Origin of the sequence: Bacillus sp. lyk4-R2A-2, from assembly GCF_030209735.1 — a bacterium.
GTDB lineage: Bacteria > Bacillota > Bacilli > Bacillales > Bacillaceae > Bacillus > Bacillus pumilus.
The window spans coordinates 132,700-149,327 of record NZ_JARVRK010000006.1 but is presented as its reverse complement, the minus strand read 5'-3'; the positions used below and the strand labels follow the sequence as shown (position 1 = coordinate 149,327).

Annotated in this window: 18 protein-coding genes and 1 pseudogene; 14 read left to right on the top strand and 5 right to left on the bottom strand. The window is 41.9% G+C overall.

The annotated features are described in order from the left end of the window. The first annotated feature begins 114 nt into the window (after nt 1–114). Genes QRN39_RS11685 through QRN39_RS11675 form a run of 3 tightly spaced genes read left to right on the top strand, consistent with a single transcriptional unit; the run spans nt 115 to nt 1,636 of the window. Nucleotides 115–390 (top strand): YutD family protein, encoded by a 276-nt coding sequence (locus QRN39_RS11685; RefSeq protein WP_003213192.1) that lies wholly within the window; start codon nt 115–117, stop codon nt 388–390. Nucleotides 391–409: 19 nt separating this feature from the next. Beyond that, nucleotides 410–844 (top strand): DUF86 domain-containing protein, encoded by a 435-nt coding sequence (locus QRN39_RS11680; RefSeq protein ID WP_050944069.1) that lies wholly within the window; start codon nt 410–412, stop codon nt 842–844. Nucleotides 845–862: 18 nt separating this feature from the next. Beyond that, nucleotides 863–1,636: a TIGR01457 family HAD-type hydrolase gene (locus QRN39_RS11675; protein WP_226805372.1), complete on the top strand. Its 774-nt coding sequence runs from the start codon at nt 863–865 to the stop codon at nt 1,634–1,636. 41 nt (nt 1,637–1,677) lie between these two features. Here the strand turns inward: QRN39_RS11675 and QRN39_RS11670 are convergent, their stop codons facing one another. Next, a complete protein-coding gene (locus tag QRN39_RS11670; protein WP_003213652.1) occupies nt 1,678–2,178 on the bottom strand; it encodes a phosphatidylglycerophosphatase A family protein in 501 nt (166 codons plus the stop codon). A gap of 132 nt (nt 2,179–2,310) precedes the next feature. Here QRN39_RS11670 and yutH point away from each other — a divergent pair, with 132 nt between their 5' ends. From yutH to QRN39_RS11640, 6 genes are all read left to right on the top strand, one after another. Continuing rightward, nucleotides 2,311–3,321: a spore coat putative kinase YutH gene (gene yutH / locus QRN39_RS11665; protein WP_034620180.1), complete on the top strand. Its 1,011-nt coding sequence runs from the start codon at nt 2,311–2,313 to the stop codon at nt 3,319–3,321. An 85-nt stretch (nt 3,322–3,406) separates the two neighbouring features. Next, nucleotides 3,407–4,390 (top strand): 2-hydroxyacid dehydrogenase, encoded by a 984-nt coding sequence (locus tag QRN39_RS11660; protein ID WP_050944067.1) that lies wholly within the window; start codon nt 3,407–3,409, stop codon nt 4,388–4,390. Nucleotides 4,391–4,598: 208 nt separating this feature from the next. Beyond that, the gene (locus tag QRN39_RS11655; protein ID WP_003213524.1) at nt 4,599–5,900 is read left to right on the top strand and encodes a homoserine dehydrogenase; all 1,302 of its coding nucleotides are present in this window, start codon (nt 4,599–4,601) and stop codon (nt 5,898–5,900) included. Further along, entirely contained in the window at nt 5,900–6,961 is a 1,062-nt protein-coding gene (gene thrC / locus QRN39_RS11650) for a threonine synthase (protein WP_044140848.1), read from the top strand. Before QRN39_RS11655 ends, thrC begins: the two co-directional genes overlap by 1 nt. Then, nucleotides 6,958–7,890, top strand: coding sequence for a homoserine kinase (gene thrB, locus QRN39_RS11645; RefSeq protein WP_034620114.1), 933 nt, complete (start codon nt 6,958–6,960; stop codon nt 7,888–7,890). The genes thrC and thrB overlap by 4 nt, the downstream gene beginning before the upstream one ends. A gap of 290 nt (nt 7,891–8,180) precedes the next feature. Beyond that, complete coding sequence (locus tag QRN39_RS11640) at nt 8,181–10,151, top strand: alpha/beta hydrolase family protein (protein ID WP_284907309.1); 1,971 nt, start codon at nt 8,181–8,183, stop codon at nt 10,149–10,151. A 211-nt stretch (nt 10,152–10,362) separates the two neighbouring features. On the opposite strand, the pseudogene QRN39_RS11635 reads toward QRN39_RS11640, so the two are convergent. Further along, nucleotides 10,363–10,662 (bottom strand): annotated as a pseudogene (locus tag QRN39_RS11635) (NifU family protein). 121 nt (nt 10,663–10,783) lie between these two features. Between QRN39_RS11635 and QRN39_RS11630 the strand changes: the two are divergent. After that, on the top strand, nt 10,784–11,113 hold the full coding sequence (locus QRN39_RS11630) for a YuzD family protein (RefSeq protein ID WP_003212989.1): 330 nt from the start codon (nt 10,784–10,786) through the stop codon (nt 11,111–11,113). 99 nt (nt 11,114–11,212) lie between these two features. Beyond that, nucleotides 11,213–11,443 (top strand): hypothetical protein, encoded by a 231-nt coding sequence (locus QRN39_RS11625; protein ID WP_284907308.1) that lies wholly within the window; start codon nt 11,213–11,215, stop codon nt 11,441–11,443. Nucleotides 11,444–11,493: 50 nt separating this feature from the next. Here QRN39_RS11625 and QRN39_RS11620 read toward each other — a convergent pair whose 3' ends face one another. After that, nucleotides 11,494–12,561: an NAD(P)/FAD-dependent oxidoreductase gene (locus tag QRN39_RS11620; protein WP_050944064.1), complete on the bottom strand. Its 1,068-nt coding sequence runs from the start codon at nt 12,559–12,561 to the stop codon at nt 11,494–11,496. Between the two features lie 255 nt (nt 12,562–12,816). Between QRN39_RS11620 and QRN39_RS11615 the strand changes: the two genes are divergently transcribed. The 3 genes from QRN39_RS11615 (at nt 12,817) to erpA (ending at nt 14,614) form a co-directional block, all read left to right on the top strand. After that, nucleotides 12,817–13,053, top strand: a complete 237-nt coding sequence (locus tag QRN39_RS11615; RefSeq protein WP_003213414.1) for a YuzB family protein — start codon at nt 12,817–12,819, stop codon at nt 13,051–13,053. A 270-nt stretch (nt 13,054–13,323) separates the two neighbouring features. Then, complete coding sequence (gene dapF, locus QRN39_RS11610) at nt 13,324–14,178, top strand: diaminopimelate epimerase (protein ID WP_251191386.1); 855 nt, start codon at nt 13,324–13,326, stop codon at nt 14,176–14,178. 73 nt (nt 14,179–14,251) lie between these two features. After that, nucleotides 14,252–14,614 carry an iron-sulfur cluster insertion protein ErpA gene (gene erpA / locus QRN39_RS11605; RefSeq protein WP_012011138.1) on the top strand — a complete coding sequence of 121 codons (363 nt, stop codon included), beginning with the start codon at nt 14,252–14,254 and terminating at the stop codon, nt 14,612–14,614. A gap of 153 nt (nt 14,615–14,767) precedes the next feature. Here the strand turns inward: erpA and QRN39_RS11600 are convergent, their stop codons facing one another. Both QRN39_RS11600 and QRN39_RS11595 read right to left on the bottom strand, forming a co-directional pair. Further along, nucleotides 14,768–15,664: a DUF2268 domain-containing putative Zn-dependent protease gene (locus QRN39_RS11600; protein WP_050944062.1), complete on the bottom strand. Its 897-nt coding sequence runs from the start codon at nt 15,662–15,664 to the stop codon at nt 14,768–14,770. Beyond that, the gene (locus tag QRN39_RS11595; protein WP_199852783.1) at nt 15,648–16,415 is read right to left on the bottom strand and encodes a MerR family transcriptional regulator; all 768 of its coding nucleotides are present in this window, start codon (nt 16,413–16,415) and stop codon (nt 15,648–15,650) included. The genes QRN39_RS11600 and QRN39_RS11595 overlap by 17 nt, the downstream gene beginning before the upstream one ends. Nucleotides 16,416–16,628: the final 213 nt, after the last annotated feature.

Genomic DNA, 16,628 nt, shown 5'->3' with positions numbered 1-16,628 from the left:
GACCTCCTTTTTTCTTTAGCTTCGGCTAAATCGGAAAAAACATGCTTTAGCAATTGATGGAGTTCTTCCAATGAATTATCATTAAAGATGGATCGTTTAAAAAGAGGTGAGAAGATGATCGTCATTCAGAATGCTACTTTTGATCTTGTAAGAGATATTAAAGATGGTTTTGATGAAGAAGCGTTTAAAGCAAGGTACTCAGATATTTTAAATAAGTACGATTATATTGTGGGGGACTGGGGCTACAATCAGCTGAGATTGAAGGGGTTCTTTGATGACCAAAACCAAAAGGCCACATTTGATACAAAAATCAGCACACTCGATGAATACATTTATGAATACTGTAATTTTGGCTGTGCCTATTTTGTCTTAAAACGAATCAGAAAATAACGCAAAGGGGAGCGTCATGATGTATTTCGTAGACAGAAAAAAAATTGAAGAGACATTACGTTTTTTCGAGGAGCAATATGAGTTGATGCGCAGTCATCAAACATGGACAAGTCCACTAGAGAAAAAAGCGCTGGAACGAATTGTCCATTTGCTCGTCGAATGTATTCTTGATACGGGAAATGACATGATTGATGGCTTTATTATGCGTGATCCAGGAAGCTATGATGACATCATGGATATTCTTGTTGATGAAAAGGTTGTACCAGAAGAGGAAGGCAGTCAGCTGAAAAAGCTTGTCTCGTGCCGCAAAACACTTGTACAGCAATACCAAGAAGTGGTTCATCACGACTTGCTGCAAGTGATCAGCGAGGTTGAGCATGCGCTACAGGTTTTCCCAAACCGCATCCGTACCTACTTAGAGCAGGAGCTAGGCCCAGTATCAGCGTTTAAATAATCCATTGGAGTTGTGAACATCATGAAATACAAAGGCTATTTAATTGATTTAGACGGAACCATGTATAAAGGAACAGAAAAGATCGAAGAAGCAGGTCAATTTGTTCAAAAGTTAAATGAGCTAAACATTCCCTACTTGTTTGTCACGAATAACTCGTCACGCACGCCAAAGCAGGTAGCAGAAAAACTCGTTTCATTCGATATCCCAGCAACTGAAGAACAAGTCTTTACAACAAGTATGGCAACAGCCAATTATATTGCCGAACAAAAGAAAGACGCGTCTGTTTACGTCATCGGTGAAGAAGGAATCAAGCAGGCCATTGAAGAAAAAGGGCTGACGTTTGGTCAGGAAAACGCTGATTTCGTTGTTGTTGGAATTGATCGCAGCATTACATATGAAAAATTCGCAGTCGGTGCGATTGCCATTCGTCAAGGCGCACAATTTGTCTCAACAAATGGAGACATTGCCATTCCAACTGAAAGAGGGCTTTTGCCAGGCAACGGCTCGTTAACATCTGTATTAACCGTCACCACTACAGTCCAGCCAACATTTATCGGAAAACCAGAATCCATCATCATGGAACAAGCCATGCGAGTGCTCGGGACGGATGTGTCTGAGACGCTCATGGTAGGCGATAACTATGATACGGATATTATGGCAGGGATGAATGCAGGAATGGACACATTGCTCGTTCATACAGGCGTGACAACAAAAGAGCTGCTTCACAAATATGACAAACAGCCAACCTATGTCATTGATTCATTATCTGAGTGGATTGAACGATTATCATAAAAAAAGAGGACAAGCGTTATGCGCGCGTCCTCTTTTTTGCTTTATTCCACATTTCTCGCACTATGTGCCAGCCTGCTTGATGCTGCAGCAGCAATGGCGCCGACAATGTCATCTAAAAAGGTGTGGCACTCCCCTGTGGATTTATCGTTGAGTATCCCGAGAATTCCTGGTTTTTCTTTATCGATATATCCGTAATTCGTAAAGCCGATCGAACCATAAATATTGACGATAGCAAACGATAAAATTTCATCAACACCATACAGGCTTTCGTCTGTTTCTAGAATAGACTGAAGCGGCTCGGTCAGTTTTTTTTGCTCGGCGAGTACGTCTAGTTCGACGCCAGTTAATATCGCATTTTGGACTTCTCGTTTTGCGATGACACGCTCCACATTGTGGATGCATTCTGTCATGTCTAAGCCAGGATGATATTTTTCCTGTAAAAAGTAGACAAGGTCTGCTATATCTTGAATGGATACGCCTCGTTCTTGTAAACGGCGTCTTGCTGTTTTTTCTACTTCGTTCATCTCATGATGATGCGGCATATATTCCTCACCCAATCCTCGTAATTTGTCCACAACGTGTAAAAAGCTTCGGATAGTAAATAGTATTCATAAATCCCTCAACCTGCGACTACGATATGATAAGAGATCGATCATATGAACGCAGGTGAAAACATGAAAGAAACCATTTATCACACATTTGGTATTGATGTGCGTCAACTTATGCCATATGGCAGTTATCAGAGCTTTCAAACGTCGGAGGCTCTCTTTATCATTGTTCCTGTGTCTCACTTGCGAGAAGAAGAACTCACAGAGCTGTTTCATATCAGTCAGTATTTACTGAATGCCGGAGACCCATACGTCGCTGTGTTTGAATTAACAAATGAAGAGAAGCCCACCTTTACTCATGGAAAGGAGCTGTATGCTTTATTAAAGGCAGCACCGCCGATCTCGAGCCGCTCGTTTCAACAGGCGTCAGAGCTGGCGGCCTTTCATGTCAGGGGAAGAGGATTTCCATATGAGGTGTCTGAAACAAAACGTGTGGGAGCCTGGAAGGAATTATGGGCAAAACGGTTAGATCAGCTTGAAGGCTTTTGGATGCAGCAAATGCACCAAAAACCACTGGAACGGTTTGAAAAAAAATTCATCGAATCCTTTCCGTATTATCTTGGATTAACGGAAAACGCCATTCAATATTTAGTGGATACTGAGCTGGATGATGAACCGAAAGAATGTGACTCAGGCACTGTCTGCCACCAGCGTTTTTCGCGAAGGACATGGCCGCATGAGCAGCCGCTTCGTTTACCTGTAGATTGGGTCTTTGATCATCCAACCCGGGATATTGCCGAATACTTAAGAGAAACCTTTGTCCAGCATAAGGAAGATTTAATTGAGGAGGGCTTCTCTTTTCTACAGCAATATGAGCAGGTGACACCACTTTCTTCCTTTTCTAAGCGTTTGTTATACAGCCGCCTGTTGTTCCCGCTTCATTACTTTGAAATTGTAGAAGGCTACTACATGTCGGGAGAAAATGAAAAATCATATTATGAAGAACGGCTAGATTACGTCTTAAATGATGCCAATCGCTATGAATACTTTCTAAAGGTCTTTCAAGAAATGAGTGCCATGCGAAGCGGCGGGAGCCTCATTCCACCTGTTGGCTGGATCACAGGTCCACTGATTTGAAGTTTCAGTGAACAGATGAAACGTCTCTTTTCTCTTGAGGCGTTTTTCGTTATGCTTAAAGAAATCAATAAAAGGAGTGTTCTTCTTGCCGAAACCTTATGTCTATATCACAAGAAAGCTGGATGAAGCATCACTTACACCACTAAAAGAAGTCGCTCATATCGAGATGTGGCCAAGCGAAGATGAGCCATGTCCACGAGAAGAATTAGAAAAACAAGCAGCGAAAGCGGATGCGCTTCTCACCATGCTGTCAGATCAAGTAGATGAAGCCCTTTTATCAAAGGCTCCACATGTTAAGGTGATCGCAAACCTTGCTGTGGGTTATGACAATATTGATCTTGAAGCCGCTAATAAGCGCAACATCACCATTTGTCATACGCCTGATGTATTAACGGAATCCACGGCTGATTTAGCCTTTGCCCTTCTGATGGCGTCAGCTAGACGGATTGTCGAGGCGAGTGATTGGATTAAGGAAGGAAATTGGACAGGCTGGGGACCGCTTCTTCTTGCAGGAGCTGATGTTCATCACAAAACCCTTGGAATTGTCGGCATGGGCAGTATCGGAACAGCGCTTGCCAAGCGGGCAGCAGGCTTTGACATGAAGGTGCTGTACCATAACCGGTCAAGAAAGCCAGAGGCAGAAGCGCAGCTCGGCGTGACCTATGCGGCTTTTGAGGACTTGCTCACGCAGTCTGATTTCATCGTCTGCCTGACGCCGTTAACCCCAGAAACGAAAGACATGTTTAATGAAAAGGCATTTGATCTGATGAAGAACTCTGCTTATTTTATTAACGTATCAAGAGGACAGACTGTGGATGAGGATGCTTTATATGAGGCAGTCACGACAGGAAAAATTGCCGGCGCTGGTCTGGATGTATTTAGACAGGAGCCTGTCAGCCCATCTCATCCGTTAACAACATTACGTAACGTCACGGTTCTCCCTCATATTGGAAGTGCAAGTGTCGAAACGAGAAAAACGATGATGCGTTTATGTGCTGAGAATATTGCGCTTGTCCTACAAGGTCAGCAAGCCAAAACGCCGGTTCGTTCATCATTTCAGGCTCCCTGAGTTTCGGGAGCTTTTCTGACAAAAATATTTTGAAAATATAGAATCTTGATATAAATAGCTGTTAAGCGGTTTCATTCTAACAATCTCATATTTTATTACCTTGTCAAAATGAGGATACCCCTTTATAATGTGTGTACATTGAATGTCTGTGTTAGGTTAACAAATGTCTTTTTAGAGAGGACATTGACGGAGAAAGGTGGAATTTCAGGTGAAGGCAATTCGAGTTGGACTATTAGGATTAGGAACAGTGGGAAGCGGTGTCGTCAAGATTATCCAAGATCATCAGGATAAATTAATGCACCAGATCGGCTGTCCGGTATTAATACAAAAAGTGCTTGTGAGCAATCCCGATAAAAAGAGAGATGTGGATGTGGCAAGAGAAGTCTTCACAACTGAAGTATACGATGTGATTAGAGATCCAGAGGTCGACGTCATTATTGAAGTGATGGGCGGCATTGAAGAGACAAAACAATATTTAATAGATGCGTTAAATGAAAAGAAGCATGTCATTACCGCTAATAAAGATTTAATGGCACTTTACGGAACAGAGCTTTTACATGTGGCGAAAGAAAATGGCTGTGATCTTTATTATGAAGCAAGTGTCGCCGGAGGAATTCCGATTCTGCGTACGCTGGAGGAAGGATTGGCATCTGACCGAATTACGAAAATGATGGGAATTGTGAACGGCACAACCAATTTTATATTAACGAAAATGAACGTCGATAAAAGCGCATATGAGGATGTCTTAAAAGAAGCGCAGGATCTTGGCTTTGCAGAAGCAGACCCAACAGCTGATGTAGAAGGACTGGATGCAGCAAGGAAAATGGCGATTCTTGCAAGACTCGGTTTTTCCATGAATGTGGAATTAGACGATGTGAAGGTGAGAGGCATCTCTGACGTTTCTGATGAAGACATTAATTTCAGTAAACGATTTGGCTACACAATGAAGCTGATCGGAATAGCCCAGCGGGACGGAGAGAAAGTGGAAGTCAGTGTCCAGCCAACCTTACTCCCTGATCACCATCCGTTATCATCAGTCAACAATGAATTCAATGCGGTGTATGTCTATGGGAGTGCTGTAGGGGAAACGATGTTTTACGGACCTGGAGCTGGAAGTCTGCCAACGGCAACCGCTGTGGTATCAGACTTAGTCGCAGTCATGAAAAACATGCGCCTTGGCGTGAACGGAAGCGGATTTATCGCACCGGAGTTTGAGAAAAAGATCAAATCACCGTCGGAAGTATTTGCTCAGCAATTTTTAAGAATTCATGTTAGAGATCAAGTCGGGGCATTTTCCCGCATTACATCTATTTTTTCTGAAAGAGGCATCAGCTTTGAAAAGATCCTTCAGCTTCCTGTGAAAGGGCATGATGAGCTGGCTGAAATTGTGATTATTACACACCGGACCTCAGAAGAAGATTTCTCAAATATCCTGCAAAAATTAAACGATCTCGACGTGGTGGTTCAAGTGAAGAGCACGTACCGAGTAGAAGGGAACGGTTTAAGCTGATGAAGTGGAATGGACTTATTGAAGAATTCCAAGAATTCTTACCAGTAAACGAATCAACACCAAAACTAACATTAAATGAAGGGAATACACCGCTGATCCACCTTGCCAAGCTTTCGGAAAAGCTAGGGATTGAGCTTCATGTGAAAACAGAAGGCGTCAATCCAACAGGCTCTTTCAAGGACCGCGGGATGGTCATGGCTGTTGCAAAGGCAAAAGAAGAAGGCAATGATACGGTCATGTGTGCTTCGACAGGGAATACTTCTGCAGCGGCAGCGGCTTATGCTGCCCGTGCTGATATGAAATGTATCGTCATCATTCCAGACGGAAAAATTGCCTTTGGCAAGCTTGCACAGGCTGTGATGTACGGAGCAGAGATCATTGCAATTGACGGTAACTTTGATGATGCACTGAAAATCGTCCGCAGCATCTGTGAAAAATCGCCGATTGCCCTTGTTAACTCTGTCAATCCGTACCGAATTGAAGGACAAAAAACGGCGGCATTTGAAATCTGTGAGCAGCTAGGCTCGGCCCCGGACGTACTGGCGATTCCTGTTGGAAATGCGGGGAATATTACCGCCTACTGGAAAGGCTTCAAGGAATACCATGAGAAAAAAGGAACTGGACTGCCTGTTATGCGCGGCTTTGAAGCAGAAGGCGCAGCAGCGATCGTGCGAAATGAAGTGATTGAACAGCCAGAAACAGTGGCAACTGCCATCCGTATCGGAAATCCTGCAAGCTGGAAACAAGCTGTGGCAGCGGCAGATGAATCAAACGGAAAGATTGATGAAGTGACAGACGAAGAAATTCTCCATGCATATCAATTGATTGCTCGTGAAGAAGGTGTGTTTGCAGAGCCAGGCTCATGTGCGTCTATCGCAGGTGTGCTAAAGCAGGTGAAATCCGGAGAAATCAAGCCAGGCAGTAAAGTTGTTGCGGTATTAACAGGCAACGGATTGAAAGATCCGAATACGGCCATTGATATTTCACAAATTAAGCCGGTCACACTTGATGCAGATGAAGATCAAATTCTTGAACACTTAGAAAAGGCCGCGCGCGTATGAGTAAAGCCTCCATGCTTTTTTCAATCACAGTACCGGGAAGCACTGCCAATTTAGGACCAGGCTTTGATTCAGTTGGAATGGCGCTCAGCCGCTATTTAAAGCTATCGGTCTATGACCATGATAGCTGGCTGTTTGAAGCAGAATCAGATGTCGTGTCTGGAATTCCATCAGGCACCGACAACCTCATTTATCAAACAGCCAAAAAGGTCGCAGATCACTTTGGAAAAACACTCCCGCCTGTTTATGTCAAAGTGTGGAGTGATATTCCATTGGCACGGGGGCTGGGCAGCAGTGCTGCTGCAATTGTGGCAGCCATTGAGCTAGCCAATCAGCTTCTCGAATTAAATATGCCGGATGATCAAAAGCTCTTTTTTGCAAGTGAGGTAGAAGGTCATCCAGATAATGCGGGTGCTTCTTTATTCGGAGGTTTACTGATTGGTCTTCATGAAGAAGACAAGACACATGCAGTCAAAGTGAAGCATGTGGATATAGATGTTGTTGTCGTGATTCCTTTTTATGAAGTACTGACAAAGGATGCCCGTGATGTCCTGCCAGAGGATTTTTCCTATAAACATGCTGTCAGTGCGAGTGCTGTGAGCAACGTGCTTGTTGCCGCCTTAATGACGCAAAACTGGCCGCTTGTTGGAGAAATGATGAATAAGGATTTATTTCATCAGCCTTACCGCACAATGCTCGTCCCAGAGCTGTCGAAGGTAGAGCATGTCGCTTCGCTAAAAGGAGCGTATGGAACGGCATTAAGCGGTGCTGGTCCGACAATCTTAACCTTAGTTGAAAAAGGGAAGGGAGAAGCGCTGAAAAAGCAGCTTGCCCAAAACTTCCCGCATTGCGAAGTAGATTTGCTGACAGTACCAGTAGAAGGTGTTGTCGTGGAGCATGATCCAGTCAATCAAGTAAAGAACGTGCTGTAAAAATGCAATTTCCAGCGTGTAGGCAAACCGTCAGTCCTGCGTGCTGGTGCTCACGAATATTAATTCGCTCCGCTCCAGTACTCGTCCTTCCTAGACTGCAAAGGTTTTCTATCACGCTGAAAAGAAGAAAAAGAGCTAAAATAAAGATCATTTTAGCCCTTTTTCAATAACCTGAGAACGTGCTGTAAATATGCACGTTCTTTTTTTATTCTTGTTTTTATAAAATGAAGCAGGGATTATTATTTAGAGGATCGAACTATTTTTTATGCATAAAAGGAGGAGATACATTCATGAAGAAATTGATGACAGCAGAAGATTTAACGAAGATTGTTTCTGTTTCTCATCCGGTTTATTCACCAGATGGAAAAAAGGCGGTTTTTACAAAGGTCACGGTGAATGACAAAAAGGACGATTACAACATCCATTTATGGGTTCGAGATGAAGAGACAGAGGAGCTGTCACAATGGACATTTGAGGATGGAAAGCATCATCAGCCAGTGTGGTCAAAAGACAGCAGGCAGCTTGCGTTTATTTTGCAAAAGCCAAAGGAAGCTCCCCAGCTTGCACTGATTCAGAGCGAGGGAGGCGGTGTGCGTACCTTAACGTCGATTCCATACGGAGTATCTCATCCTGTCTTTTCACTAGATGGAGCTTTCATTTATGCGGCTGTGTCACTGAAACCATCAGAATCTGTTCATGATGAAAAGAAGGAAGAGCGAGATGAGTTCGCTCCTGCGGTATATGATGATTTGACCTATAAAGCAGATGGCAGAGGTTTTTTAGATGGGCGTTTTACGCAGATCATTCAAGTGGATGTTCATTCAGGAGAGATCAAGGCAGTTACGAGCGGAGAGCATCATCATGTGAATCACACGCTCTCTCCGTGCGGGAAATGGCTTGCCTATATTCAATCAAATCCTCAGAAACCTTACATAAGTGATGTATGCCTCCAATCATTAGAGGACGGTACGACAAAGAAAATTACACAATCTGCTGGCGCTTATTCCGCCGTGTCTTTTGCTCCTAATGGAGAGAGCCTCGTGTATATTGGACATGAGCGTGAATTTCAAAATGCAACCTTCCCAGCATTATGGCTGTATGATCTGAAGGAGCAAAAAGTCATTCAGTTGTCAGAAATGCTCGATATGTATGTGGGCAACTGTATGGCAGGGGATAGTGTTATGGGCGAAGCCAATCAGCTTCCGCAGTGGACAAAGGATAGCCAAGGGTTTTATGCGCTTGTTTCTGATCAAGGCAGTACAGGGATTTATTATTTCTCTGTTGAAGGCTTAGCCTATCCTGTTCGATTAGAGGCAGAGCATATCACAAACTTCAGCCTTCATCCGAATGAATCCAAAATGCTGCTGAGCCGGCTGTCACCCGTTTCTCCAAGTGAGCTGTATGAGCTGACATTAGGGGAGGCGGATCTAAAGCGAATCACGTTCGAGCATGATGAATTCCTCAAGGAGCATGTCCTATCGGTACCAGAGCCATTTTCGTTTCAGTCAAAAGAAGGCGACGAGGTGCATGGCTGGTTTATGAAGCCATCCCAATTGGAAGAGGGGAAGACTTATCCGCTTATTTTAGAAATTCATGGCGGACCGCATGCCATGTATGGTTATACGTATTTTCATGAATTTCAAATGCTCGCCGCGGAAGGCTATGCCATCGTATATATCAATCCTCATGGCAGTCATGGATACGGACAAATGTTTACCGACCGTGTGAGAGGGAGTTATGGTGACGTTGATTATGAGGATGTCATGCAGGCTGTTGATCATGTGCTGAAAGCCTATGATTTCCTTGATGAAACAAGACTTGGAGTGACAGGCGGCAGCTATGGCGGTTTTATGACCAACTGGATTGTCGGACAGACCGACCGTTTTCGCGCAGCCGTCACACAGCGGTCCATTTCAAACTGGATTAGCTTTTATGGCATCAGTGATATCGGTTATTATTTCACAAGGTGGCAGATGGATGGGGATATTTATGATTCAGCCGATAAGCTATGGGATCGTTCGCCGCTAAAGTATGTGAAGCAGGTAAATACGCCGCTTCTCATCCTACACAGCGACGAAGACTATCGCTGCCCAGTCGATCAAGCAGAACAGCTTTTTGTAGCACTGAAGGAGCTTGGGAAAGACACAAGGCTCGTCAAATTCCCGAAAGCATCTCATGATTTATCCAGAAGCGGTCATCCGGGGCAGCGTATTCAAAGACTAACCTTTATAAAGGATTGGTTTAGAGAGAAGCTAAGCTAATAATAAAAAAACGACCCAAATCGGGTCGTTTCAGCGTGATGACAAACCCTCGCATTCCGTGTCAGTCCTGCGTGCTGGTGCTCACGAATATCAATTCGCTCCGCGCCAGTACTCGTCCTTCCTAGAATTCAAGGGTTTTCATATCACGCTGAAAAAGGCTAATACTGAAAAAAACGACCCGAATTTGGGTCGTTTTCATGTCATATATGAATTAGAAAACCTGTTCAACTTCTACAACGCCAGGCACTTCTTCTAATAATGCGCGCTCAATACCGGCTTTCAATGTAATGGTTGAACTTGGGCAGCTGCCGCATGCACCAAGAAGACGCAATTTGACAATGCCATCTTCAATGTCTACAAGCTCACAGTCTCCACCATCACGTAATAGAAATGGACGAAGTTTGTCTAGTACTTCCTGTACTTGGTCTTTCATTTCGACTTCAGTCATTAGATACAATCGCTCCTTTCACAACATATCACCATTATATTCATCTGGACGATAAAAATCTATTGATTGGTTTCAAAGTTTCCTTCTCATTATAGCACAATCTCATCTTGAAACAAAAAGTGATTTTGACTTTTTTCATACAGAAAATTCAGCTAAAATAAAGAAAGAATAGGGGGCTTGTCAAATGAATCAAACCGTCGATCTTTATGTATATGGAAGAGATGTACTTTGCGCTAGCTGCGTGAATCTGCCTTCATCAAAAGACACATTTGAGTGGTTAGATGCAGCGTTAAAACGAAAATATCCAAATCAGCCGTTTCGCATCACATATATTGATATTGAGCACCCACCAGAAAACGAACACCAAAAGGAATTGTCCGAACGAATTCTTGATGATGAATTCTTTTATCCGCTTGTCTTAGTGGAGGATCAAATTGTCGGAGAGGGCAATCCAAAATTAAAAGACATTTATCAAGAAATGGAGAAATACGGTTACACGGAGAGCAGTGAATAAACTGTTCTTTTTTTGAGAAAATAAACGAACAAATGTTCCTTTTTAGGTTGAAAAAGAACGTTTGTTCGATTATAATGAAAGGAAAGGAGCGTGAGCATCATGAATTATTTACTGAAACAATCTCTTCAACAGCAAATATCAATTGAGATGATTTATATGAAGAAAAACGGAGAGTGCACGAAGCGTAAAATCATTGTCCACCGTCAAACAGACCAGCTCATCCAAGCGTATTGTTTATCGAAAAAGACGATGAGAACGTTTCGTAAAGACTGCATCCTTGCCCTTGCTCCGATCAAATGGACCCGTTCATCGGCACATGCCGTTTCATAGAAAAAAGCTCCCTCGACGAGAAGGAGCTTTGAGATAAAATTCACATGATGTTAGCCATTGTGATGCTTATACATCCAAAGGAGTCCGGATTTTAGAAGTCTTGGTACACGGCCAATAAGTGGACGATCTGCTACTAAGCCAAAGCCGGCTTTTTTCCCTAAAGAGCCTAAGACACCTTTTAGCTTAAACTGAGGATAAGCCTCAGGAAGCGGCTCGTTTTTCCAGCGTTTTTGCAGAGATTGGACAATTTGTTCTGCCTGCGCCTCGGCAAGCTGTGCACTTGGGGCATGCGGAAGACTTGCGCAATCACCCACGACATAGACGTGCTCATTTTCAGGGAGATTGTGATGAGGTGTTAATACGACGCGGCCTTGTACGTCCTTTTCAACATCCATCTCCCGTACCACTTTGCTTGGCTGAATGCCTGCTGTCCATACGATGACCTCTGCTTCAATGGCGTCATCATGGTTGTAAACAACACCTTCTTCAACCTTCGTAATATTGGCACAGTTAATGATCTTTACGTCATTTTCTTCAAACCACTTTTGCACATATAAACTTAATCTTTTTGGGAAGCTTGATAGAATCAGCTCTCCGCGGTCAAAAAGAATAATGTTTAAATCAGCACGGCTTTCTCTTAATTCACTGGCTAGCTCTACCCCGCTAAGTCCAGCACCGACGATACCAACCGTTGCACCTGCACCCAAATTGTTTAATTTGTTATACGTATGTCTTGACTGATCAATGGTTTGAATGCTGTATGTATGTTCTTTCGCACCAGGGACATTATGATACTTGTCCTCACAGCCGAGTCCAATCACCGTGTCGTCATAAGGAATGGGTTCACGGTCGCTGAATAAGATCTGTTTGTTTTCAATATCAATTTTTTCTACTTCCCCATATTGAATATCCAGCTTCGGATGCTCTGGAAAAGATACTCGAATGTGATGATCAGAGATCGTTCCAGCAGCGAGTGCATAATATTCTGTTTTTAAACAGTGGTAAGGATTTCGATCAATTAATGTGATAGTAACATCATCAGGTAATTGATTTGGCAATAAGCGGTGGAGAACCCGCATATTCCCGTAACCTCCGCCGATCAAGACTAAATTTTTCATGACGATTCTCCTTTTCCCCGTAGACATTGAAAAACACTTATACTAAAAAACTTTAAGTTAAAATACCAAATAAAATTATATCGAATTTACTGTGAAACCACAATAATTGTTTCAAAATAACCTACATATTCATTAGTTAGTCCTAAATAGTAAAACATTTTACGAGGAATAGGCGTAACGATACAGGTGAAGCTCATGTTTTGACTAATAGAAGGAATTTCGGTAGGATGGTAAAGCAATGTGAGGTGAAGCAAAGTGTTCCCACTGATCGAATTTTGTGTAAGTAATCTTGCACAAGGGTCTCAAGAAGCAAAAGAGAAGCTTGATAAAGACCCAAACCTAGACGTTATGGAATACGGCTGTTTAAGCTACTGCGGCAAATGTATGGACTCCCCATTTGCACTCGTGAATGGAGAATTTGTTTCCGGAGAAAATGCAGAGCAGCTAGTTGAGCGTATTTATGCTTTTATAGAGGAAAATGAGATGTTTTAAATGCACCACATGGGTCATGAGGTGCATTTTTTTCATATTTTAAGTTTCCATTTTTAAGGAGAATGAATAGAAAGCGCATCCAATATGTTATGCTAATAAAATATCATTAAAATGAAGCATCACACGAGAGAAAATGAGGCATATGCATAATAAAAGCCCCTTGCCATGGCAGCAAAGAGCTTTTATGTATGAAAAACGGGGGATGATAAGATTGTCTCCTGAATCGACTCCTTTTATACTATAAAGAAACAACATTTTTGGAGGAAGCTCATGACATCATTTCAATTCACGAAAATGCACGGATTAGGAAATAATTATATATACGTCAATCAGATGAAGGAACAGCTTCCAGAAGAGCAGCTATCAGAGATAGCGATCCAGGTTTCTTCTGTTTATACAGGAATCGGTTCAGACGGAATGATCCTTATTTGTCCATCAGATGTTGCACCTGTGAAAATGCGCATTTTCAACAATGATGGATCAGAGGGAAAAAACTGCGGCAACGGTCTGCGCTGCGTCGCAAAATATGTGTATGAGCATCAAATCGTCACAGACACAACGTTCCAGATTGAGACATTGTCAGGACTCGTTGAAGCGACCGTTCATGTACAGGATGGTCACGTACATTTAGTGACAGTAGATATGGGAAAGCCTCGTTTTGAAAAAGAAGCGATGCCGATGCTAGGTGAACCAGCAAGCACAACGATTAATGAACCGCTTGATTTTGGCACGACGACCTTAAATGGAACGGCCGTTTCAATGGGAAATCCGCACATCGTGTTTTATTTAGAGGACATTGAAAAGGCACCGCTTGATACAACTGGGCCAATCATCGAAAAACACGACATGTTCCCAGAAGGCGTCAATGTAGAATTTGTAGAAGTGGTTAGTGAAACAGAACTGCATTTTCGTGTGTGGGAAAGAGGATCTGGCATTACTCAAGCCTGCGGAACGGGAGCTTGCGCGGCTGCCGTATCCACGATTGTGAATGGACAGGCGAAAAAAGAAACGGACATGACGGTTCACTTAGCAGGCGGAGATCTCATCATTCGCTGGAAAGACAACGACCATGTGCTCATGACAGGGCCTGCTGAAACGATTTGTGACGGCACATTTTATCTGTAAACCATTTATTTGAGAAAAGCCACCATCACGTTTATAATTGAAAAGAAACATCCAGTCAAAAGGAGGGATGATCATGAGTACACCAGTAACCATTACAGAAGCTGCTGCACTGCAGATTAAAGATATGATGAAAGAACATGAAGAAGAAAATGCGTTCCTACGAGTTGGCGTAAAAGGCGGCGGCTGTAGCGGTCTTTCATACGGAATGGGCTTTGACCATGAAGTTTCAGAGAAAGACACGCAGTTCGAACAGCAAGGCATCCAGGTTCTTGTCGACTCCGAAAGCCTTGATATCATGAACGGCACCATCATTGATTTCAAACAATCACTAATGGGCGGCGGTTTCACTATTGATAATCCGAACGCGATTGCTTCATGCGGATGCGGTTCTTCTTTCAGAACAGCGACAAATACCGGTACGCCGGAAGAGTGTTAAGGTTAGTAACAATTAATTTTGTAAATCCATATTGAATATTTAAAACCTCCTCAAATTGGTTATGATTCGAGGAGGTTTTTTTGTATTGTATTAAAGATGTGAAAAGGGGAGATAACTTAAATCACTCAGCACCGTCTTTTTTTTGTATGGTATTTAAGTATAAAAAAGTTCGCAATTTCTTAATATTTCATCTGTACCAAGTAAGGTGGCTTCTTCTATTCCTATATTATTTTTTCTCATAAAAGATTGTACAGCTTGATAGCCTACTGCATAGCCTGCAAAGGGTGATAATCCGACAGGCTGAAAGCCTTGTTCTTTTGCAATGATATCACCAAACATATAACTGCTGACCTCAGCAAACCCTTTTGTATGTAAAGCCTCTTTTATCACTTCTTTTGAATAGTCTAATTCCTCTTTATCAAAAGAAGTGACCCAAGGTCCTAACACATGTTCACCATAAAGCTCTTTTACAAATGATTCAGCTAAACCCTCTATAATTAAATAATCTCCAACCGTGACGTTTCCGTAATCCCATTCAAAATGTGAAAAACGGATATTATGATGGAATTCATGTGCAATGAGAGCAGGAATTCTAGGGATATTATATGAATTTGGATATAGTGATACTTGAATAAATCCAGGAATTCCCCCAAAGCCACAATATCCTTTTTGCAGTTCAAGCTTTTTCGGATCAGCTATATATAGACCAAATCTCAACTCATCAGCATTTATTTGAAGGTTGTGCTTTTCTATGAAATCCATACAATGGTTTAAGGTGATATCTGCTGTTTGAAGAGCCTGAATTTCTCGTAGTCTCTTCAATGCCTGTTGTCCAGTTTGTGTATCTGTTACATCAAGATAGCCAAGCATCTTGGTTGCCATTATTACATCATATCCATTTTGCTGTTTAGCTTTTAGCGGAACGTTAATCATATTCCACATCTTTTCAAAAGGTTTCATCATGGTGTGTTGGAAAAAACGTTCTTTATTGTGTTTCGTTGAGAATAATTTTTCGTATTGATCGATTGTATTCTCAATCATAATTTTCATAGCTGTTCCCTCTTTTATGAAGAGTAGTAAAGACTTTCATCGCTTCGCTCATAAATGATGCCAAGCCCTCACCATATTGATCTATATTCTTTGTGAAACGTTCATCTTGAATATAGAGTTGGCCTAAACCGTAAAAAGCATCAAGAGAGTAATAACTAAAGTTTTTGTTTAAAAAGTCGTACCATTGTTTGATTACGATTTGCACCTCTTTGGATTTAGGGGAATGATTGCGAAGAGAGGCTAGTTTATTAAATATGCTATCCCAGCTATCAGATAATTCAATTTGTTCATCTTTAGACAAATGATTTAGTTTTGAGCTGACTTGATCAACAGTTTCATTTCCCCAACGGTGACGAGCTTCTTCTCCATATTGACTAAATTTCATATTCATATTCTCGAACCTTTCTTTATGGGTGTAGAGAGATTCTCCCATCAAATGCTGTAGCGTCTTATCAATATTTTCGATCATTTTATCAAATTTATCTCGTTTCTCTATTAACATTTTTCTTTGTAAAATAAATGCTTCTTTCTTCTCAAATGAAGGATTATGCATCATCTTTTTTATTTCCTTCAATGGAAATCCAAGTTCTCTGAAAAATAATATCTGCTGTAATGTTTCAAGGTTTTCTTCTGAATAGAGTCGATAACGATTATCTGTGACTTCTTTCGGAATCAATAAGCCAATCTGATCGTAATGATGAAGTGTCCGAATACTAATACCAAACAATTCAGCTACTTCTTTTACTTTCATTTCAATTCACCTCTCTTGATATCACTATAAAATATGACGTTACGTGAGGGTCAATAGAAAAAGGATTGATGAATGGAAAATTTGTTATTAAAATAACCTGATTAATTTTGGGGATTTCACTTAATCTAAGCCTATTAAAATAATGACATGATTGGAAATGACTAAGTGGAACAGCATGTGATGTTAAAGGTGGAGAAGAAATTTAAAAAAAGA

Coding starts and splice junctions, on each gene's coding strand:
- QRN39_RS11595 (WP_199852783.1), bottom strand. CDS start 16,415: ATGAAAGTAAAAGAAGTAGCTGAATTGTTTGGTATTAGTATTCGGACA.
- QRN39_RS11625 (WP_284907308.1), top strand. CDS start 11,213: ATGAATTATTTACTGAAACAATCTCTTCAACAGCAAATATCAATTGAG.
- QRN39_RS11670 (WP_003213652.1), bottom strand. CDS start 2,178: ATGCCGCATCATCATGAGATGAACGAAGTAGAAAAAACAGCAAGACGC.
- erpA (WP_012011138.1), top strand. CDS start 14,252: ATGAGTACACCAGTAACCATTACAGAAGCTGCTGCACTGCAGATTAAA.
- thrC (WP_044140848.1), top strand. CDS start 5,900: ATGAAGTGGAATGGACTTATTGAAGAATTCCAAGAATTCTTACCAGTA.
- thrB (WP_034620114.1), top strand. CDS start 6,958: ATGAGTAAAGCCTCCATGCTTTTTTCAATCACAGTACCGGGAAGCACT.
- QRN39_RS11600 (WP_050944062.1), bottom strand. CDS start 15,664: ATGAAAATTATGATTGAGAATACAATCGATCAATACGAAAAATTATTC.
- QRN39_RS11680 (WP_050944069.1), top strand. CDS start 410: ATGTATTTCGTAGACAGAAAAAAAATTGAAGAGACATTACGTTTTTTC.
- QRN39_RS11685 (WP_003213192.1), top strand. CDS start 115: ATGATCGTCATTCAGAATGCTACTTTTGATCTTGTAAGAGATATTAAA.
- QRN39_RS11630 (WP_003212989.1), top strand. CDS start 10,784: ATGAATCAAACCGTCGATCTTTATGTATATGGAAGAGATGTACTTTGC.
- dapF (WP_251191386.1), top strand. CDS start 13,324: ATGACATCATTTCAATTCACGAAAATGCACGGATTAGGAAATAATTAT.
- yutH (WP_034620180.1), top strand. CDS start 2,311: ATGAAAGAAACCATTTATCACACATTTGGTATTGATGTGCGTCAACTT.
- QRN39_RS11620 (WP_050944064.1), bottom strand. CDS start 12,561: ATGAAAAATTTAGTCTTGATCGGCGGAGGTTACGGGAATATGCGGGTT.
- QRN39_RS11640 (WP_284907309.1), top strand. CDS start 8,181: ATGAAGAAATTGATGACAGCAGAAGATTTAACGAAGATTGTTTCTGTT.